Here is a 19,713-nt window from a genome sequence, read left to right as displayed (position 1 = left end):
TCAGGCGAAGGTCACGGTGCCGAGCACGGGGATGCAGCCGTTCGGCACGACGACATCGGACAGCGGCGCGAGCATGATGTGACGCTCCTCGCCCTCCGCCTCCGAAATCGCCTGATCAAACCACGATGCCGACATGGTCAGGGGCGTCGTCAGGAAAGGCAGCGACGGGTGTCCCTCGTCTGTCCCCGACACGCGACCGCGGCGCGCGATCATGTCGGCAATTTCTTGCTGCGCCGCCGCCTTCACCGCCCCTGTCGCCGGCAAGATGTCCTGCGCGGCGACATTGATCGGAAAAGGCGTAGCCGCGAGCACGAAGACCTCAGCGTCCGAGGGCGCGTAGAGCGCGACATGATCGGCGATACGGGCGATGTCGGCATCGAGCGGGATTCCATTCGGCCGGTCATCGTCCATCATTGGGTAGACCGCGACCGTGCCCCGGCCGGCCGGTCGGCGCGCGACGAAGACCCGGGTGACGCCTGGAACCTCGGAGGCCCACGTGACGTAATCGGCAGGCGCGCCGCCGTGGATCGGGTTTCGCTTGCGGAACAGGACGCGCGCCCGCAGCGACGTGTCGATGTCTTCTGGATCCGCGCCGCCAGTCAGGCCTGGAGACACGACGACAGCGCTCTCGATCGCGCCGGAGGTGTTGTCGCCCGGGTCTAGATCGGCGTCTGCGGCGGTGTTGCCAGCAAGGCCGGCCACCGCAGCGCTCACCGGGATGCTGAAGGTTTCGGTGCCGATTGTCGTGTAGGCAATGGCGGCCAGAAACAGTGCACCGTCCGAGCGGACAAACGTCGCCCCCTTGGCGATGGTCGAGGGTCCAGAGGTCACGATGGTGATCGTTCCCGCAGCTGGCGCCGCTGGCTTCTGCGCCAACCCGAACTCAATCGCATGCTGAAGGACGCCATCCAGCCCGGCCGTGTGTGCGTGGATGTCGGCCCTGACGATGTCGAGCCTCTTGAACAGGCTCGAGACCGCGCCGCCGACGACCTTCGCGGTGACGTAGAGATTGTTCGGCCAGATTGAGGCATCCGACCCCTTGAGCTCAGAGCGGAAGCCAAGTCGGGTCCGGCGAACCGTGTCGAGGAGCGACGGGATCGTGAACGTCACGCCAGCTGGCCCCAGAGATTAGCGAAGCGCTGCGAATACATGGTCGCCCCGTCCTTGCCGTAGAGGTCGACCAGAAGCTCGATCCGGCCCTGGGCTTCGTTCAGCGTAGCCGCGGTCACGACCTTCGCGACCGCCTGCTGCTGTGTCAGCGGAGAGAGTGCGTCAAAGGCGATGGTCTCGACCCATCGGCGGATGTCTTCGGTCGCCGGCGCGCGCTCAAAGAGCCAGAGCAGCGAGCCGAGGTCGGCCTCCGCAGCGGATGCATCGACATCAATTGCATCGCCCCACCAGCCTCTCGGGTCGCTGTCGGCGAGATAGCGGAGCGGGTGGTCTTCCGGGCAGCGCCGATCGGTGAAGAGCGCCAAGATGACGGCCGAGACGATCCCAGCCTTCGCTTGGAGGCCGCCTCGATTGTCCGTTTCATCCGGACCCGCGAGCGCCCAGTCGCCGCCCTGCTCGGTCCCGGTCGTAAAACTCGGGTCGGTCAGCCAAACCGTATCGGGAACGAGGTAGGGGTTGCCGGAGCAGCCCTCAGCCTCGCGGATGCGAATGTCGATCATGCACAGTCATTCTCCGCTCGGCAGTCAGACCGCATAGACCTTGGACGCGGCGCCCTCGGCGGTGTCGCCGTCGCTGTCCTTGTCGCCCTTACGGTGGACGAGCTCGCCGCCCTCCCCGCCGAGGTGGACCTCGCCGTTCAGAATGATCTTGGGGGCGGTGAAGGTGATCGTCCCGCTCGAGACGTGCCGGATGTTCTTCTCGACGAGCGAGATCGCGTTGCCGTGGGCATCGTAGAGGACGGTGTCCCCGCCCTTCATCTTACGGGGCCGGTGGTCCTTGTGCTCGCCCTGATGGAACTGCATCCGGTCCGAGCGACCGCCGAGCGCCGTGACGTAGCCCTCCGATCCGACCGGAGGGACGGTGGAGAGGCCGTGCCCCTGCTGGCGGTAGATCTTGAACTCTTCGCCCTTCAGGCCGGTCGCGGTGACGATCTGCTGGGTGCCGTCGTCCTCGACCTTCTTGACAGAAGCTCGCCGGACCATGGTGGCGACCGCGTCGTCCTGATCGAAAAAGGACATTAGCCGTCGCTCGCTGCGTCGCTACCCTGGCTCCAATCCGAGCCCGACTTGTTGCCCTTGCCGCCCTTGCCGCCGAAGGCGCGCGGATCGCAGAGGTCGAGCCGGGCCAACGACCCGGAGCCGCCGCTCTGGCTGTAGGACACCGATTTGATGATCATGTCCTGCGCGATGCTGAGCGAGGCGCTCTCGACCCAGACCAGATGGCCTGGCTCCCAAAGCATGCCGCCCTCGTCGCGAAACCCCTGCGTGGTGATCGAAGCGGTGAGCGCGTTGCCGGCAGCCTTGTCGCGCCGGGTCTCCGCCCGCTTCTTGATCTTCTTGTCGTCGGTGTCGTCGCGCTGAATCACGATAATGGGGCGGAAGCGATTGACGCCGCTGTCCTTGGCGATGGCCTCAAGCTCCAGCGCGCTCTTCCCGTGCCCAGCCGCGCGCTGGCCCTTCACGGTGTACTCGCTGTGCCGGTTCGACCAGTCGTGATCGGCATCGCCGACCTTGATGTTGCGGCCCTCAAACAACCCGCCGGCGTGACGCTTCTGCCCCGCCTTCGTGACCTTCATGCCGCCGTCGGCGGTGCCAGTGACCGTGCAGCCCTGCGCCCGCGCCATCTTCTCGAGGCAGCGAAATACGGTCTCACCCGGGGTCACCTGATAGGCCTCGACCTTCTCAAGCTGCTGGTCGGTGGTGATATCGACGTTGATCCCCTGAGAGACCTCCTTGGCGATCTTTACCGGGTCCTTCTTCTCGATCCGGCCGGTCTTGTGTTTGGCGCTGGAGTCGATGGCGTCCTGTGATTTCGAGCGGCCGGACACGCCGATCGTGTACGTGTCGGGTCCGAGCGACGGCTTGAAGTGGTCGACATAGCCCTTGAGCAGCAAATCGCCGTTGGTTCGGATCTCAAGGGCCGCGCCAGCCTTGAAGACCGCAGCGGTGCCGGCTTTTCCAAACTCGGCCGCGATGGTGAGGTCGAACGATCGGGCCGCCTGGTCGAAGGCGGCCGTGACGGACATGGATTCGAAGGCCGAGTAATTCGTCCCGCCAACCGAGACCGTCACGAATTCGTCCGACATCAGGCAGCCAAAGCCTCGAACACGAGGGGTAGACGGCTCGGAACCCGCACGGCGTTCCTGTCCACGAGCTCGCCGGCCCGCGTCGGATCTTCATACAGGCGATACGCCATCACGACCGCCGGCAGTCGGATCCGCGTCTCGACCGTCACGACCGGGGCGAGGGTCGTGATCACACTCGACAGGTAGCCGATGACGCTGTTGCGCAGCCCCTCCAGCGCATCGAACAGGTCCGCATCGCTGCCGCCGTTGCAGGCCTCGAGCTCCGCGTCGAAGTACTCCGCCGTGTCAGCTCGGGCTGTGACGCCTTCAGGCCGGGACGAGAAGGTGCGGCGTGCCATGGCTTCGGCGTAGGCGGTGAGCGCGGCCACTCGAAGCAGCCGAGACGTGGCGTTCGCATTTGCCGCGGCTCGGCGCCGGTTCAGTGAAGCAGTGGCCGGAAGCTCGGAGGATGCGGCCGCTTCGACCACGGCCAGAAATACTGGGGCCGCCACGGCGGCATCAAGCCCGTCTCCCAGTGCTCTTGCCGAGATCACAACGCTCTCGCCAGCCGCGGCAGGGGTGTCCTCAATCAGGGACGAGGCCGCATTTGCGGTGTCGGCCAAAGCCACGCGCTGGTCGAGCGAGACCGCAGGGTCGATCGGGTTGTCGGTTCGCACGACGTCCAGCGTCGCTACAGCTGTCTCGAAACCCGCGACGGCAGAGGTGACCACGTACTCGGGAGCGTCGAAAATTAGCGATGCCGCAAAAGCCGAGCCGATGACGGACTGAACCACGTCGGCTGCTACGAAGATCAGGTTGGCGAGGCTCGCCGCCGAAGCCAGCGCGGTCGCAAATCCTTCCTGCACGCACGAGAGTGTGTAGGCGATGTATCCCAGCTTATCCCGCTCGCGGCTTCGCTTGAAATCCTCGGCCCGGACCAGAATGGGGCCGTGGGTCGGCAGGACGAGAAGGCCAGCGCCGCGGCGCGTGCAGATCGCCGTGAGCGCCGCCGCCTCGCCTGCCGCCGACATAGAGGCAAGGTAGGCGGTGACCTCATACTTGCGCGCTTTGGCGCCCAGATCCTCAACGAAGGGATCGTCGCGACCAGGGAACTCGTGGATGACGAGCCGACGCCCACCGCCTTCCTCGTCGTTCATGACGTAGAACGGCACGCCTCGGAATGAGGCCGGCCACAGCGCTAGGCTCGGATCGCAACTACCTGCCATGCCCGATCCTCAGTCCCGCCCGCCCTTGCCGGCATCTGGGCTACTTTTGCCCGTAGAGCCGGGGCCATTCGTGCCGACCTGCGAGAGCTTGCCAGACAGGCTGGTCAGCTTCGCGTCGATCCCATTCATGCGGGCCGTGAAGTTCGGCGACTCGGTCACTGTGACGGTCGCGGTCAGTGTGCCGGTGCCGGTGACTTCGCCAGTGACGTTGACGGGAATGGGCGTGTCGATCGTCGCCTTGATGCTGTCGAGCGAAGGCATCCGCTTGTCGCCACTCCCAAAGCCGGGAAGCGTCTGCGTCCGCATGTCCGGCCCATTCAAGAAGCGGCTGATCGCACCGCGTGGCGCCTCGTACCTCGTCGGATATCCGGCGCCGGACGATGCGCCGTCTGGCATCTGCAGGGCTCGGCCGCCCGGGTTCTGATAGCCGAGAGCGCCGGCTGCAAAATCCGACGCCCTGCTCTTCTTTGCCAGATCAGCAAGCGCGCGGGCCGAATCCGCGATGGTGCCGAATGCCTGCGTGCTGGCCTGATCGGCCAGGGCGCCGGCCAAGATACCGCCAGCGAGGATGGCCGGGCCTGCAACGCCGCCCGCTGTTGCGCCGGCCGCGGCACCGCCCGTTGTTTTGGCGGCATCGCTCATCTTGCCGGCGACGTCGGGGAGGCTGCCGCCGCCCAGCTTCAAGGCCGCCGCCGTCAGCGCTGCGGCCGAGCCGTCGAGAGCGACGGCAGAGGTGCCGAGAGCCGCCGCTCCGCCGCCAGCGCCGAAGATCGCGCCCATGAACTTCATGGCGCCGTAGATGCCACCGCCCGCTGCGGCCGTGCCGCCCATCAAGCTCAAGATCTGCTGCGACGTCGAAGACAGGTTGGAGAACGCGTCGGCTACCGACGAGATGCCATCTGCGGCAAACTTCACGAGGCCGGCGTTGGCATTTCCAATGTTGAGGACGAGCGTTTCGAACGAGCCTTTGAGGTTATCGATCGCGCCGCCCAGCCCCTCCGTCATGTACTTAGCTTTGTCGCCCGAGAAGCTCGGCTCGTTCGTCACGGCGTCCAAGGCCGCTTTATCTTGGCCGAACTGATCCATGTGCTGAGACAGGATGCCGGCTTTGCCGCCGTGCTTGTCCGTGAAGAAGGCGTTGCGGAGCGCTGCCGTCATCTTTGGGTTGGTCAGGATCTCGCGGAGCAGCCCCTCTGTGTCGACGCTCTCGGCCGACAGCTTGTGGAAATCGCCGACCATTTTGGCTATCTTCTGCGAGTCCTGCGCTCGCGTTTTGCCGGACTTGGTCTTGCCGAAGCCCTCTTCGACGATCTCAGAAACCTGCTTGGTGAACTCATCTCGGTTCGAGACGACATCGCCATTCTCGAGCAGATCCCGCAATCGTCCGCGCTGATCCTCGGTGAACCCCTTCCCGAACCGGCGCTTGCTCAGCCCCTCCAGATTGTCGGCACTGAGACCGCCGGGCATCGTGGAGAATTTGTTGTAGTCGACGCCGGCGACAGCGAGGGCATCCATGCCCTTCTGCGTCGGGGACACCAGCTTCGATGCGGCGGCCCGGGCGAACGTTCCAATCTCATCGCCGCGCAGGCCGCTGCGCCGGCCGACCGAGCCGAGGGCACCGAGCGTCGTATCCGACAACCCAGTCTGCGTGCCGGTGGGGAACCCATATTTGATGAACTGCTGGGCATCCTCGTTATTCATGCCCCCGAGCTTGGACATCTTGACGATGAGGTTCGTCGCGCGGGTCGCCTCGGCGACCGCTTTCTCCTTCGTCGAGATGTCCTTGTTCGTAGCCTGCAGGAACGACCGGATACCCTCCGCCGACTCCTTCATGTCGGCTTCCATGATGACGGCGTAGTTGCGCGCCTGATCAACGATGGATGCGCCAACCTCGGCCTTCATCCGAGGGTCCTGGAACGGGAGGCTCTGCATCGTGGCGGTCTGAGCCTTCACGACGTCGAGGTTCGAAAATTTGGTCTCCTGGCCGATCCGCTTAGCCTGCGGAATGAGAAGCTTCTGCTGATCCGCCTCGCTCACATCCGAGACGATGTGCTGGTAGCGTACGGCGTAATCGAAATCGGCGGCCGAGTTCACGGCCTCCAGGCCGATCTGCTTGCCCTTGTGAGCCGCGAGGACGCCGGCCGTCGCACCGACACCGGTCAGGGCGTCACGTCGCGCTTGCGACCGAACGGCGGACTTCTCGGTCATCTCCTGTCGGCGGCGCTCTTCCACCGCCTGCCTCCGCAGCGCCGTCGTGGTCTTCTCGACCGACGACCGCAGAGCATTCTCGTGCGCGACGAGGTTCGTGACCGGCACGCCAAAATCGGCGAAGGCGCGCTTGGCATCGCGAACCGCTGCGGCCTGCCGCTCGATGGCCCCTGCGGCTTGCGCTACGGCCCGCTGAGCGGTTCGGCTCTGTGCCGTGAGCGACGACACCGCCCCGGCGTCACCGGCCTTCTTGGCCGCTGCCAGCGCTGCTGTCAGTCTCTCTGCCTGCTCGCGGACCCCGAAGAGCCCCATCTTTGAACCGGTGAGGCGGGATTGGGCGGCGTTGATCCGGCCGAGGGCCTCTAGCTGACGCTTCGTGCCGTCGAGAGATTTGTTGAGACCGTCCAGATTGGCGCCAACCTTGACGCCTTTTCCGAAATCCCTGAACTTCTTGCCGATCCCGTCGAGGACCTTGGAAAGGCGGTCCTCGGCCGAGATAATGGCCTTGGCTTCGATGATCCTCGCCATAGGGCAGCCCGGCTCCTACGCTACTTGCGCTTTGAGCGCGCGACGGCGCGGGCATGCCACCACAGCATCTCGTAGATGGTCAGGCTGCCGATGGCGTCAGGGCCGAACCGGCACGAGAACACTAGGTCTTCGGCGACGTCTTCGAGGCCGCGGTCGCCTGCGCGGCGCGGAGGAAAAAACCCATGATCGCTTCGCGCACTTTCTGCGCGTCGGCGAGCCCGACCTGCGATTGGACGAGGCTGTATTCCTTCGGCTCGACCAGGCAGACCTCAGCGTAATGCTCGATCGCCTCATGGTTCTCGACGAGGAAGCGCTCGCCGTCCTTCGACGTGTGGACGGTATAGGCGTCACCGACAGCCATCACGTCCCGCCACACGGGTGAGCGATAGACGAGCTTGGTGATCGGAGGGCCGTGGCCCTCGATCGGCTCTTCCAGTTCGATGGTGACGTTCTTTGACATCGTTGCTTTCAGCGCCAAATCACGGAGAGGACAGGAGTGCGGTGGAAATGCTTCAAGCTATTCGGGCGGCGACGGTCGCGATGATCGCGTCAGGGCAGGCATTCGCGGCCCCAAGCTGCGGCGGCCTCGTCAATCAGGACAACTTTTTGCTGGTGAGGCGAGACGAGTCCCGGTGCGGATGGCCATTCAAGGTCGAAATGGTTGGGATCGCATGCATCCCAAATTCTTTCCTGGGCCAAAACGCAGTCTATGCAGTCGCGAAGGGCGCATCGTATCCACTGAATGGCGTGGCTAAAACTTCCAATGCAATTAAGGGCTTCCGGGCAGGCAATATCAAAGAGATCGCAGAGAGCGATAACAAGGCGGCCTCTTGGATCGGGCCGGGCTTAGAAATGTGCGAACGCGGCGGGACGAACTTTCCGTCGGCGGGCGGCAACTGATGCGCCTCGCCATCGCCCTAATCTTCCTCGCGACTCCGGCTCTTGCCGATCCCGTCGTCGGTCGGGCATCGGTCATTGACGGGGACACCATCGAGATCCGAGGCCAACGCTTTCGCCTGCAGGGCGTCGACACGCCTGAAAGCGCTCAGCTTTGTCAGGACGGCAACGGGAAGGACTATCGCTGCGGTCAGAAGGCTTCGCTGGCCCTCGCCGACAAGATCGGCGCCGGCAACGTTTCGTGCGATCCCATCACGACCGACCGCTACGGCCGGACGGTTGCAGTTTGCTCACTCGGTGCCCTGGACCTGAATGGTTGGCTCGTCGAGCAGGGGTTCGGAATGGCCTACCGGAAATACTCCATCGCCTACGTCGGACAGGAAGGCGAAGCCAAAGCCGCGAAGCGCGGGATCTGGCAGGGCGCCTTCACCCCGCCATGGGACTGGCGCAAGGGCGAGCGGATCGGACCCGAGGGCCAGACCGTGAAGCCGCCGGTCCACACGGCCGGTGCCTGCGATATCAAAGGCAACATCAGCCGCGGCGGCGAGCGGATCTATCACCTGCCAGGAACGCGCAGCTACGAGAAGACCACCATTACGGAGACGTCAGGCGAGCGCATGTTCTGCTCAGAGGGCGAGGCGAAAGCCGCCGGGTGGCGGCCGCCGCGCGGCTAGCGCCTTAGCTAGATACCCTCTTGTAGGTGCCGCCGGCCCAGGTCACGCCGGAGATCTCGCCGGTCGAGGTGTTGTACTTCGGGCGGCCGACCAGGCGGGTGCCAGTGTAGAGGTGCTGTCGGCCGTGGTCTTCCTCGTCGATCGTGATGTTGACGACGCAGCTCCGCATCCGATCTGCCCACGAGCCCGAGCACGTCTCGGTGAAGGACGCGTCGCCGCCCACCGGCATGTTCGCGGAGGTGTAATAGGTCGACTTGTCCTGGTTGGACGCGGCCGTGACTTCCGAGTCGACGATGTCGAGGGAAATCTCGCCGCGGGCGATCAGCTTCTCGTTACCGAGGGTGATCGTGATGCGGCCTCCGAAGGAATTGCAGCAATCGGCACTCATGGGTCGTCTCCGCCGCTCAGCGCGGTTTCGTTAAGGGTGGGCGGAAAGCAGCCTTAGGCCGCCTGCTGGTACTGGAGGTACGTGGTCAGGTTCGCAGCGAAGACGCGAAGCTGGTTGACCACGTCGACCGGGAGGTAGGCGTTGAGCCGGGTCGCGTCGTTGGGGTCGCGCTCGACGATGACGAACTGTGCGAACAGGTCCGGCTTCTCGAGCACGCCGAGGCCGACGAGCGCCTGATAAGCGTGGATCAGCGTGAGCTTCACCGCGTTCGGGGTCGTGATGGACTGGAGGTTGCCGGGATTGTCGTCGGCCAGCGCCTGGCGGCTGTGGTTGGCTGAGACCGCGGCGCGGAAGAAGCGCACTGCGAACATCATCTGCGCCAGGGTTTCGATGTCCCGGAAGGTCGAGTCCGGCACGCCGTTGACGTCGACCTGCTCCGTGGTGACGACGCGGTCGACGATCACGCGGCCGTCGCCGGTCACGCGGGACGCCGAGATGCCGTCGATGTAGAGCGCCTGTCGATCGGGCTGGGACCACCACAGCGAGCGATCATCGGGCGGAAGGTCGCCGACCATTTCGAGCGTCTGAAGCGGGCGGGACAGCTCCGGAGCATCGGTGAGGTGCGCTGCCGCGATCCCGCCGAGCATGCCGGCGCGCGTCCAGACCGGAAACGGAGCAGACTGCGAGCCGAGGATTGAGACATGCCGATCGTTGCGGGAATTGCCCAGGGTCACGACCGCCGATAGCGTGCCGTAGACCGCCGCGATGGCGTGGCCGAACAGCATCTTCGCCGGCGACCAGCGGCCCGAGATGTCGTTCAGGAACAGCCGGATCGCGTCGAGAGAGGGCGTGTCCGTGTACGGGTGGGCGATCCAGTCGAACTCATCGTCGCCGAGGTTCGCGAGCGGCAGCGTGAGGGAGGGAGCGCCGGCACCGCCGGTCAGCGCTACGACCGTGGCCTTGCCGAGCAGGGCATTCACTTCCTTGAACGGCAGCGAGACGTCGAGGCCGTTCGAGGTCGTGCCGAAGTGCCGGGCCGTGAGGTTGATCTTGGCGGTGTTGGTGCCGTCGACAGCAGCGGTGAGTGCGACGCCGGCCGCGTTGATGGCGGTGATCAGGCTCGTTGCGACTTGCGCCGCCGTATCGCTGGAAAGCACCTGAACGGTGACGCGAACACCGCAGACACGCACGACGGCCACGGAGGTGACGGCTGGCGCAGAGGTAATGGTGATGGAGCCGACGGCCTGCGAGCCGGCCGGCTCGGCAAGCGGCAGGATCCAGATCGGCTGGAACGGCGCATTGGCGCGGGCGCCGCGATACATATCGACGAGCATAGACCCGAAGCCGGCGAGACCGATGAGTTCGCGCTCGCTCTGGATCGGGCCGTACGGGACACCGGCCGGGGCCGCGCCAGACGAAAGCTTCTGCCCGACCAGCAGAAGTCGGGACTGGCCCTGATAGGGCGACCCGCCAGAGTTCACCTCGAAGTAGGCGAACGGGACGAGCAGGTTGCCCGGAATTGCATTGAACGAAACGCCAGCGGCCATGGCTTAGGGCTCCTTGGAGACGGAGGGGTCGGCCTCGGGAGCCGGGTCGGGTTTGATGGAATTGTCGGACTGGGGCGCCTCAGGCGCGGGAGCCGAGAGGTGCTCCGCATTCGCGGGGACCTTGGGGGCGGGCTCCTTGGCCTTGGCCTGGCGCGACGCACGCCTAGCCTTCTTCGCAGCCGGCTCGGCTTCGGGCTCGTCGGCCGCCGTTTCCGCGGAGGGGTCGTCGGCCTCGAACACGTCCTTGTCGCGGATCCGGCGCGCCCAGTACTCGTCCATCGGGACGCTGGCGCCGGTCGCGGGGAGCGGAGCAAAGGCGCGCTCGGGCATGCGAACGAGAGCCGGCTTGCCGTCGATGCGGTGCGGCTTCACGAAACCCATCTGCATGGCGGTCTATCCTGAAGAGAGCGGAAGGTCGGCGGCCAAGTCGGGAACGCCGTCCGGCAGTCCGTCGGCCGAGAAGTCGAAGCCCATGCCGATGCGCTGGAGAGCGGGCATCGGGTCAGGTTCAGACATCGCATCTGCGAGCGCCGCGACGGCGGCTCCGGCATAGGACTCGGGATCAAGCGCCTTTGCGACGTCCGAGAGCGGCTTGGGCAGGCGATCGAACCCTGTCGCGCCAGCCTGGGGCATCGGGCAGAAATCGTGGATCTTGCACTTGAAGGTCAGCACCCGCACCGCGGCGCGGTCGCCGTTTTCATCGGTGGCCTGCCGGTGCGACTCGTAGCGCATCAGCTTGGCGGTCTTGCGGAAGGCTCTGGCGATCGTACTCGGCGCGTAGGCCAGCGCCATCCAGACTTGCCATTCCAGGAAGTCGAGTTGGGCCTCGAGTTGAGCGTCCGTCACCGGGTAGCCGATGACGAAGCCACCGTCGCCATCATCGCCTCGAGCCACCATGGCGCATTCGATGACGAGATCGGTCATGCGCCAGAAGGGCGGGCCGCCGGCTGGCGAAACACCGTCCTTGCCGTCGGTCGGATCACCCTCGTCGTTGTCGGTCTGGACGATCAGGATAGGCTGAGCGTCCGTGACGTCCTTCGGATCAATGAAGGTGATGCGGCTGTCGAAGACCCGGTTCTCAGCGATGGTTGCGGGCTTGGCCTTGGTGCCGCTGAGTGTGGCGACGGCCGCCAGTCGCAGCGCGGTTCGTGCGAGGGTCATCGCTCGACCGTCACCGGAAGCCAGATCCAGCCCACGTCGTCAGGCTCGACCCGAACGACGCGATAGCACTGGCCGTTCTTGAGTCGCTGCGCCCGATCGCCGGCTTTGGGCTGCCAGAGCAGATTGCGGTCGAAGGCGACTAGCACGAGCTCGGCCCCCACCATCTTCTGCGCCGCGTTGGTCGCGGTGCCGCGTGCTGCGGGGAAGTAGTCCTTGCCCTGCTCATGAACGATCAGCGTCACCGGGTAGGTGATGCGCCGAGGGTCACGTTGAGCCGGGGCATTCACGTCCTCGCCGCGCTCGGCGTGGACCGTCGCCGGCGTGATCAGGAAGGGCTCCCCGAACTCGCCGTAGACGTCGATCTGCGCGTCGGCCCATTCGTCGACGAACGCCGAAGGCACGGGCTACTTGTCCGCCGCCTTGACCGTGTCGGCCTTCTTGACCTCCTTGGCCTCGACAGGCGCGGGGTCTGCGCCCCACGACCCGCCGTGGATCTCGGGGCCGGCCTCACCCGCTTCCTCGACCACCTCGTAGGCGCCCGACTGAAGGGCGGCCTGGGCCTGCCCGAAATCCATATGGACGATGCCCTCGTCCTTTTTGCTGCCCTTCTCGCGAAGTCGCATGTCGGCCTCCGTCAGTTCGAGGTGGTGCCGCGAACCAGAAGGTTCGGGCGCTTGCAGAGCGGGAGCGGGTTGGACTCGGTGTGAATGTCCATGCCCTTGCCGAACTTCATGCGCTCCAGCGGAGCGACGAAGACCTGGGCGTCGAGCCCAGGGGCGGTGTTGACTTCGTCGACGAAGTCCGGCGGCGCCCACCAGTTGGTGAAGGTCTCGCTGGTGCCGATCGGGAAGAAGCGCACGTCGCCGTCGGGGACGAAGCGGGTCACCGTCGAGGTGCTACCATCGGCGTTCATGAACGTCGCCGAGCCGCGGTACTCCTCGATGGTCACGCCCTGGAACGTGAAGCCGCGGCGGACGTCGTCGCGCAGCGGGTTCTGGACCGACGAGAAGAACTTGAAAGCGTCCTTCACGCTGGCGTGAGCCACGTATTTGGCGAACCACGACGGAGAGGCGAGGCCGTAGACACCGGTCATGGTGTCGCCAAGGAGGTTGTCCTCCATGTAGCCATGCACGTTCCGGAGGACAGAACCGACGTCGGTGTTGGCCGTGCCGAGCGTGAAGTCGAAGACCTGCTCGGTGATGCCGAACTCGTTGAAGAGGTCGATCAGCACCGTGCCGTCGTAGTCGAGGATGCGGCCCTTGATGGCGCCCATCCGCAGGTTCTCGAGCGTGATGGCGTGCTTGCGGCGCATCGTGATCAGCTTGCGGTTGACCGCGCCAATCACGCTTTCCAGGCCCATGTTCGGGGCGCGGGCGAGCATGTTCTGCACGTCGAGCGCGAGGACGGAGTCGTCGTGCGGGATATGCGGAACGACGAAGCTCTTCAGCTTCTGCCGCTCGCGGGTGCCGACCGACGCCGGGCCGCCGCGGGGGCGGGTCGGGAGCAGGTTGAGCACGCCGTTGGCGATGTCGATGGCCACCGACACGGTGCTCACCGGCTCGTTGTTGAACAAGCCGAGTTCGTTGAGCCGGCCGTAGCTGTTCGGCACGATGTTGACGCTGTCCGTCAGGGAGACGGCGCTGAACGCTTGGTTGTTGAAGATGTCGAGGATCTCGGGCATCGGTTACGCTCCTTCGCGCACGACGATGCCGAGAGCGGCGAGCTGGCCATTGGCAGCCGCGCGCTTGGTCGCATCGTTGATGGTGGGTCCGTAGGTGATGCCGGCATGGCTGACGTCCGCATGGCGGGTCAGGATGACGGCTTTCTGGTCGGCGCTCGTCGCGTCGACGGTGAGGTTGTCGAGGGCGCCGATGATCAGGATGGCCGAAGCCGTCTGAGAGCCGTCGGAACCGGTCGCTGCCGCCGGCACGTACTTGCCGGTCGCCACGACCTTAGCGAGCACGGTGCCCGAGACGAGGACGCCGCTGCCGGAGGCGATCGTGGCGGTGTCGCGGGAGTGGTAGCTGGGGCTCTCGTACTTGAGCCAGTCCGCCACGTAGACGGGGTTGAGCAGAACACTTGCCATGATCAAGCTCCCTTCTTGAGCAGACCGCTGCGCTCGAGCTGAGCGCGCATGTTGGATTTCGTGGCCTCGGGGCCGGCCGCAGCCTGTCGCTGCGGAGCCTGATGCGAGGTGACGACGGTCTCCTCGTCCCGGGCGACCATCTTGTCGAAGAGGGTGGCGCGGGCCTGATCGAGGGTCTTGCCCTCGGCGAGCATGGTCGAGGCGAAGGCTTCCGGGATGTCCGGATTGGTCCGGCGCGCTAGAGCGACCATGTCCTTGACCTGGCCGGCCATCTGGATCCGGCCCTTGGCCTGCTCGACGGTCGCGCCCTCGGCGAGAAGGCTGGCCGTCATCTCCGGCAGGCCGCCATCGTGGCAGAGCTTGGCGATCTCGGAGGCCTGCGCCCTCGGCATCGCGGTCGCGAGTGCTTCGGCTCGGCCTGCGGCGCGGGCCTCGTCGATCTGCACGACATTGCTCGCAGGGCTTGCCTGCGGTTCCGCGGACGTGCCCGCGGGCTTGGTTTCAGAGCCAGCCACGGGGGCCTCCTCGGTGTGTTTCGGTTTGGGCGAAAGCGCGGCCTTTGGAGCCGACGCGGTAGGACGAGCGCGGTTGGTCCACGCGCGCCGATCGGCCAGGGCGACGAGGCGCTCGGGCGGATGCTGGTAGAGGCGGAAATCGAATGCGGTCGGCTCGGGGCCGTCCATGTCATCGCCGGCTTCGGCGTCGACGACCGTGGTTCCGCCGGATGCACCGCTCTCGGCGACACGGCCCTGGATGCGATCGGCGTAGCCAGCCTCGACCGCTTCCTCCGGCGACATCCAGAGCTCGGCCTTCATGTCGGCGCGGGCCTCGTCGGACGTCTTGCCAGACCGTTCGGCGTAGATACCGGCCATCGCGGTCGCGAGCGATGTCAGCGCACGGATCTGAAGCTCGTGGTCGACGACCGTGCCAAAGGTGAAGCCGGACGGGTCGTGGATCATCATGATCGCGCCGAGCGCCATCACGATCTCGTCGCCGGCCATCGCAATTACGGACGCGGCCGATGCCGCGACGCCCTCGACGATGATAGTCTTGCGACCGCGATGAGCACAGAGGGCGGCATGGATCGCCGCGCCTTCGGTGGCGATGCCGCCGCCGCTGTTGAGGCGAATGACGACATCCTGGTCGCGCCCGACTTGAGCCAACGCCAAAATGACGTCGGCCGAGTCGAAGCAGTCGTCCCAATAGAGGTTGCCGACCGTGCCGCTGAGCACGATCTCGCTCCCACTGACCAATACGGCCATGGTTGCTCCTGACTGTTTCGAAGGGGCGAGGGTTCAGGCCGCCTGCGCGGCCGGCTCGACGGGGTTGGGATCATCAACGGTGCCGCCGTCGAGCCTCAGCCCGAGATTGTCGGCGCGGTCCTGGTCGGCCTTGCGGCGCGCGTCGACCTCTTCAGGATCTTCACCGCGCGCTTCGATGACGTCCGTGCGCGACGTGACGCCCATGAGAATGTCGAGCTGGTCGGCTTTGCGGTCCTTGAGCGGGTCGACCCAGTCCCACTTCGGGGTCTGCCACTTCACCGTGGAGAGCGCGCGCTGCTGGCGGGCGAACTCGCTGGCCGTCAGACCCTTGATGGATCCAGCCAGGGCGGCGGTCGCAATCCAGCGCGCCCACACGGCGCGGCATAGCTGGAACACCAGCACCTGATGCTGAAACTGCGAGACCCTGCGCTTGAACTCGAGTTCGATTGAGCGCTGAGACGAGAAGTTGCCCTTGCTCGGATCGCCGGTCATGGCGGCGTAGGGGACGCCAGTGCCTGCCGCGATTGCCAGCTGCGAGCGGTACTGGAACGCCTCGTAAGACCCGCCGACGTCGGCCGGTTCAGAGAACGTGATCTTCTCGCCAGGGTTGAGGACCTGAAGCGTGCCGGGCTCCAGATCAGCGATGGTCTGCTCGACCGTCAGATGGGGCTGCTCGACGGCTGCGCCTGACGCTGTCGATCCGAATGCGCCGTAGGTCGTGGTCCCTGGCGTGACCGGCAGCGGGTCGCCGATTGCGTTCTTCTCAATGAAGCCCGCGAACATCGCAGCGACGCGCTTCCGGTCGATCTCGGCGTCGTCGTAGGAGTCCAGCAGATGCAACCGCACCATGACGGGTGTGAGCTGCGACTGACCGCGGATCTGGCCGCCCTCCAAGGGGCGGTAGATGTGCAGAACCTCGGAAGCCGGAACCCGAACTCGGTCGCCGCTTTCCTGCCCGTAGGCATAGGCTCCGTCGCCTGGTCGGACCTTTAGGAAGTGATAGGCGACGCGCTTGCCGATCCGGTCGAACTCGATGCCGTGCCGGATCTCGTTGCCGGTGTCCGAGCGCTCGACATTATAACAGAGCGGCAGCTGCTCGGCCTCAATGAGCTGAAGCTGCAGCGGAACGCTGAGCCCGTCCGTCGGGCGGCGCGGCCGAAACCGGATGAAGCACTCGCCGGCCACGAAGACGGCGCGGGCCGCAAGGGCCTGCATCCCGTAGAAATCCGTCAGGCCGTCCGTGTCGGCCTCATCGGTCCAGGTCAGCCACGCATTCTTGATGGCCGTCTTTAGCGCCTTGTCCTCCAGTATCGGCGAGGGCGTGATGCCGTCGCCGACGGTCGAGCCGACCCAGGTATCGCAGGCCGAAGAGGCCAGCGCATTGTCGCGAGCCAACTGGCGGGTGCGCGCCCGCAGAACTTCGCCGCCCTGCGCCTGCAGCGCGTTGATGGACGCGCGCTCCGGCATCCAGCCGCGGAGACGGCGCGTGAAGCGTGAGCCCTCGTAGCCGAAGCCCGGGGCGAAATAAGCGGTAGCAGCCGAGCGCGAGGCCCCGCCGAAGAGGCGCGAGAACAGGCCCACGCTCAGTAGCCTTTCAGGCCGATCATGCGGACCTGTCGGATCCGGCCGGTTGCCTGGGGCGAGACAACGTCATCCAACGATCCGACCTCGGCCAGCAGTTCGTCGCGACGCCGATAGAGCGAAGTCAGGTCGCGCTTGACCATGTGGCCGCCGGCGTCACGGATCTCGGTCGTGCCTCGCTCCAGCATCCGGTTGATGCTCTCGATCGCGGCGACCTTGTCGGCTCGGACCTCAGCGGCCGTCTTCACGGGATAGGCCATGCTCACCGTCCCATGTAGCTGGAGCGCCTGACCTGCCGTGTCGGGGCCGCGGCCTGGGGAGCCTGTGCTCCGGCGCGTTCCTTCAGGCGTCTGGCGCGATCCTCGAAATCGGGTTGTGGCAGCGCGTAGCGTGCCGCGAAGGCGTAGACCGTAGCGTCGAGCGCTTCAGCGGGCTCGTTTTTGATCCGCTCGAACCTGCGAACCGGCCGACCGCCGACCCGGCGAATGACACGACGCTCCGAACAGAGCTGCGCGAACCACGACAGGGGCAGGCTCTTGGAGAACCGGATCTGGTCTGGGTACCGGGCGAGCTTCGTGACGAGGATCTGCTTGATCTCGTCGACTCCGACGATCCAGAGACGCCCTTCGCCGCCGAGCGATCCTCCCGAAACCCGGCCCCGCGACCGGTCAATGACCTTTTGCCGGCCGCCGAGGCCCTTGATCGGCAGGACGTTTCGGCCGAGCCGAGGCCAGCAAAAAGCATAGACCGCCTCGACCGTCCCGCCGTCACCGGAGTCGACGCAGGCGCATTCGATCCCGAGCGAGCCGCCGAGCGGATGCGCCCAGCGCTGGAGCAGAAGCTCGTCGAGCTCGCGCCAGACCGCCCCGTCCATCGCATCGCCCCAGAGGACGAAGTGCGCCATGGCGAAGGCGTTGCCTTGCGCATCCCAACCGTAGACGGAAGCCTCCAAGCGATCGTGCTGGACGTCGACCCCAGCCGTAAGCAGCAGGACGGCTTCCGGAAACTTGAGCTCGCCGTGCTCGGGCGTCGCGGTGTTGAGCCCGAAGGCCTCGGCCCTGGTCGACGTCTCGTCGGCCGTGATCGGGTCGACGCTCTCGGACCAAGCCTCGCCGAGTAGGGTGTTGCGGAACGTCTTGAGACGGTCCGGATCGTCGTGAACATCTAGATACTCGGCCGCCAGTGCGGCCCACGATGCGTTGACGTGCGGCGAGATCAGCGCCGAGAGCGCAAAGCCGGCATGGCCTTCAACTTCGGGGCGAGTCGCCCGCCACCGGCCGTTGGCGACCATCTCCGCCTTGAAGCGCTCGGAGATCAGGACGCCGCAGTTCGGGCAAGCCCAAGCCGCTGTCTTCGGATGGTGCGCCGTGACGTTGCCGCCCGCGTCCCGATCCTTCTGCCAGTCGATCTGGCTCCATTTCGGTTCGGCGAACTCGCCGCACTCGACGCAGCAGATTTCGTATACCCGCCGGTCGCTCGCCTCATACTCGCGGCAGATGGTCGAGGTGTCGGCGTCGGTCGGGGTCGAGCCCCGGATAATTTTGCGGTTCGGGAACGAGAGGGTGCGCTTGATCGCGAGATCGAGCGCGTCGCCTTCGTTCGTGACCTCCATGGCATCTTCCTCGTCGATGAGGAGGATGCGAACGGTGTGAGCTCTCAGATTGCGCGGCGACCGCGCGGCGACGATCTTGAGCGATCCCCCCGGGAAGCGCCGGTGGCGGATCGTGTTGCGGCCGGTGTCGTCAGCTGCCGTGGATAGGATGCCGGCTACGGTGGGGCTGGCGTCGAAAATCGGCTCCAGGTCGGAGACGATGTAGTTTCTGCAGTCATCCTCGGTCGGGAGGAGCGTCAGGATCGGCGCCGGCTCGTTGGCGACGTAGCTCGCGGTCGCTCCAGTGAGCAGCGTTGTGTAGCCCACGCGCACGCACTTGCGGACCGTGACCCTCTCGATGGTCGGGTCCGTGATCGCGTCGGCAATCTCCCTTTGAAAAGGCCAGAGCCGGACCGGCCCAGGCTTTGCGGCCAGCCCCTCCGGCAGCCGCACGTTGCGTTCGATCCAGGTCGACAGCGGCAGCCGCGGCGGCGGCTTCAGCTTTGCGAGTGCGCCGCCGATCGTCTCGTCAAGCAGCATCGGTGCCGGCGGCCTCTGCCATGGCATCTCGCACGATCCGGTCGACGACCGAGATCTCGTGCTTGGTCATGTGGCTCAGTTCCAGCGCGACATCGCCTGGGATGGCGAGCAGCCGAGCGCGAAGCTTCACGATCTCGTCCGCCCAGCGCCGCCCGGCTTCCTCCGCCGGGATCAGCTTCTTCTTCGCCTCATCGTGAAGCGTGTCCCGCTGCCAGACCTTCACGATGGTCTCGGCTGTTCGGGCGTGGTTGAAAGTCAGCGGGTCGTCGGCCGAAACCACGATCCCCTCGGCCTTCAAGATCTCGCGGACCCGCGTCGTCGCCAGCAAGGCGTCCTGCGAGGCCTGGGCGACAACCTCAGCGGAGGGTCCGGCGTTCTGCGCTGATCGTTCTCCGTTCTCTGGCCCGTGAACGGGCGTGAACGCATCAGGTTGGCGGCTCGGATCGGTGTTGGAGGCGATGGCCGAGCGCACCGCATCGAGATCGAATTTGCCGTCGGCCCGCTTCGGAATGAGCCCTCGAGCCGCCAGTTTGTGCAGGCCCGATTTGGCCCGCCCCATCTGCCGCGCAAGCTCGCTGAGGCTAAGTCCTTCTCCCATGGCTCAAATTGCCGTTCGCCTCAAAAACCGGAGTTGCAGGGAGGCGAAAGCCGGGGTGTCCTGCCCGCAGTGGGCCGGGTAGCCAGGGAGGACCCAAATGCAACAGCGTTGCGGATATGTTTGCAACTGTGTTGCCCAAAAGTAACATCAGGTTGGTGTAGACCGACTTGCGCGCAACCTAGATGCCCCGC

22 protein-coding genes are annotated in these 19,713 nt (G+C 65.8%); 2 read left to right on the top strand and 20 right to left on the bottom strand.

Going from position 1 to position 19,713, the window contains the following annotated elements:
- The 7 genes from MFF07_RS05410 to MFF07_RS05380 all read right to left on the bottom strand — a co-directional run bounded on the left by MFF07_RS05410 (position 1) and on the right by MFF07_RS05380 (position 7,657).
- A complete protein-coding gene (locus tag MFF07_RS05410; protein ID WP_238230985.1) occupies positions 1-1,110 on the bottom strand; it encodes a baseplate J/gp47 family protein in 1,110 nt (369 codons plus the stop codon).
- A complete protein-coding gene (locus MFF07_RS05405; protein ID WP_238230983.1) occupies positions 1,107-1,670 on the bottom strand; it encodes a phage GP46 family protein in 564 nt (187 codons plus the stop codon). The genes MFF07_RS05410 and MFF07_RS05405 overlap by 4 nt, the downstream gene beginning before the upstream one ends.
- 24 nt (positions 1,671-1,694) lie before the next feature.
- Positions 1,695-2,189, bottom strand: a complete 495-nt coding sequence (locus tag MFF07_RS05400; protein WP_238230980.1) for a phage baseplate assembly protein domain-containing protein — start codon at positions 2,187-2,189, stop codon at positions 1,695-1,697.
- On the bottom strand, positions 2,189-3,256 hold the full coding sequence (locus MFF07_RS05395; protein ID WP_238230978.1) for a phage baseplate assembly protein: 1,068 nt from the start codon (positions 3,254-3,256) through the stop codon (positions 2,189-2,191). Before MFF07_RS05395 ends, MFF07_RS05400 begins: the two co-directional genes overlap by 1 nt.
- Positions 3,256-4,461 (bottom strand): DNA circularization N-terminal domain-containing protein, encoded by a 1,206-nt coding sequence (locus MFF07_RS05390; RefSeq protein WP_283206811.1) that lies wholly within the window; start codon positions 4,459-4,461, stop codon positions 3,256-3,258. Before MFF07_RS05390 ends, MFF07_RS05395 begins: the two co-directional genes overlap by 1 nt.
- A gap of 9 nt (positions 4,462-4,470) precedes the next feature.
- Positions 4,471-7,197: a phage tail tape measure protein gene (locus MFF07_RS05385; RefSeq protein WP_238230973.1), complete on the bottom strand. Its 2,727-nt coding sequence runs from the start codon at positions 7,195-7,197 to the stop codon at positions 4,471-4,473.
- 121 nt (positions 7,198-7,318) lie between these two features.
- On the bottom strand, positions 7,319-7,657 hold the full coding sequence (locus MFF07_RS05380) for a hypothetical protein (protein ID WP_238230971.1): 339 nt from the start codon (positions 7,655-7,657) through the stop codon (positions 7,319-7,321).
- 41 nt (positions 7,658-7,698) lie between these two features.
- Between MFF07_RS05380 and MFF07_RS05375 the strand changes: the two genes are divergently transcribed.
- The gene (locus MFF07_RS05375) at positions 7,699-8,097 is read left to right on the top strand and encodes a hypothetical protein (RefSeq protein WP_238230969.1); all 399 of its coding nucleotides are present in this window, start codon (positions 7,699-7,701) and stop codon (positions 8,095-8,097) included.
- On the top strand, positions 8,097-8,768 hold the full coding sequence (locus MFF07_RS05370; RefSeq protein WP_238230968.1) for a thermonuclease family protein: 672 nt from the start codon (positions 8,097-8,099) through the stop codon (positions 8,766-8,768). The genes MFF07_RS05375 and MFF07_RS05370 overlap by 1 nt, the downstream gene beginning before the upstream one ends.
- A 4-nt stretch (positions 8,769-8,772) precedes the next feature.
- Here MFF07_RS05370 and MFF07_RS05365 read toward each other — a convergent pair whose 3' ends face one another.
- Genes MFF07_RS05365 through MFF07_RS05305 form a run of 13 tightly spaced genes read right to left on the bottom strand, consistent with a single transcriptional unit; the run spans position 8,773 to position 19,522 of the window.
- On the bottom strand, positions 8,773-9,156 hold the full coding sequence (locus tag MFF07_RS05365) for a hypothetical protein (RefSeq protein ID WP_238230966.1): 384 nt from the start codon (positions 9,154-9,156) through the stop codon (positions 8,773-8,775).
- Between the two features lie 53 nt (positions 9,157-9,209).
- The gene (locus MFF07_RS05360) at positions 9,210-10,703 is read right to left on the bottom strand and encodes a phage tail sheath subtilisin-like domain-containing protein (RefSeq protein WP_238230963.1); all 1,494 of its coding nucleotides are present in this window, start codon (positions 10,701-10,703) and stop codon (positions 9,210-9,212) included.
- Positions 10,704-10,706: 3 nt separating this feature from the next.
- Positions 10,707-11,090: a DUF2635 domain-containing protein gene (locus MFF07_RS05355; RefSeq protein WP_238230960.1), complete on the bottom strand. Its 384-nt coding sequence runs from the start codon at positions 11,088-11,090 to the stop codon at positions 10,707-10,709.
- Positions 11,091-11,096: 6 nt separating this feature from the next.
- A complete protein-coding gene (locus MFF07_RS05350; RefSeq protein WP_238230958.1) occupies positions 11,097-11,864 on the bottom strand; it encodes a hypothetical protein in 768 nt (255 codons plus the stop codon).
- A complete protein-coding gene (locus MFF07_RS05345) occupies positions 11,861-12,265 on the bottom strand; it encodes a hypothetical protein (protein ID WP_238230956.1) in 405 nt (134 codons plus the stop codon). Before MFF07_RS05345 ends, MFF07_RS05350 begins: the two co-directional genes overlap by 4 nt.
- A 3-nt stretch (positions 12,266-12,268) precedes the next feature.
- Positions 12,269-12,487 (bottom strand): hypothetical protein, encoded by a 219-nt coding sequence (locus MFF07_RS05340; protein ID WP_238230954.1) that lies wholly within the window; start codon positions 12,485-12,487, stop codon positions 12,269-12,271.
- A gap of 11 nt (positions 12,488-12,498) precedes the next feature.
- On the bottom strand, positions 12,499-13,545 hold the full coding sequence (locus MFF07_RS05335) for a major capsid protein (RefSeq protein WP_238230952.1): 1,047 nt from the start codon (positions 13,543-13,545) through the stop codon (positions 12,499-12,501).
- 3 nt (positions 13,546-13,548) lie between these two features.
- Positions 13,549-13,950, bottom strand: a complete 402-nt coding sequence (locus MFF07_RS05330; protein ID WP_238230950.1) for a head decoration protein — start codon at positions 13,948-13,950, stop codon at positions 13,549-13,551.
- A gap of 2 nt (positions 13,951-13,952) precedes the next feature.
- Entirely contained in the window at positions 13,953-15,212 is a 1,260-nt protein-coding gene (locus tag MFF07_RS05325; RefSeq protein ID WP_238230949.1) for a head maturation protease, ClpP-related, read from the bottom strand.
- A gap of 33 nt (positions 15,213-15,245) precedes the next feature.
- Positions 15,246-16,793, bottom strand: coding sequence for a phage portal protein (locus MFF07_RS05320; protein ID WP_238230948.1), 1,548 nt, complete (start codon positions 16,791-16,793; stop codon positions 15,246-15,248).
- A 2-nt stretch (positions 16,794-16,795) separates the two neighbouring features.
- Positions 16,796-17,053, bottom strand: a complete 258-nt coding sequence (locus MFF07_RS05315) for a hypothetical protein (RefSeq protein WP_238230947.1) — start codon at positions 17,051-17,053, stop codon at positions 16,796-16,798.
- Positions 17,054-17,055: 2 nt separating this feature from the next.
- Positions 17,056-18,924, bottom strand: a complete 1,869-nt coding sequence (locus MFF07_RS05310; RefSeq protein ID WP_238230946.1) for a phage terminase large subunit family protein — start codon at positions 18,922-18,924, stop codon at positions 17,056-17,058.
- Entirely contained in the window at positions 18,914-19,522 is a 609-nt protein-coding gene (locus MFF07_RS05305; RefSeq protein ID WP_238230945.1) for a hypothetical protein, read from the bottom strand. Before MFF07_RS05305 ends, MFF07_RS05310 begins: the two co-directional genes overlap by 11 nt.
- Between the last annotated feature and the right edge of the window lie 191 nt (positions 19,523-19,713).

The sequence above is a fragment of the Methylobacterium thuringiense genome, assembly GCF_022179645.1.
GTDB classification, from domain to species: Bacteria; Pseudomonadota; Alphaproteobacteria; order Rhizobiales; family Beijerinckiaceae; genus Methylobacterium; species Methylobacterium thuringiense.
The sequence above is the reverse complement of the archived record's forward strand: the minus strand, read 5'-3'. Positions and strand labels throughout refer to the sequence as shown.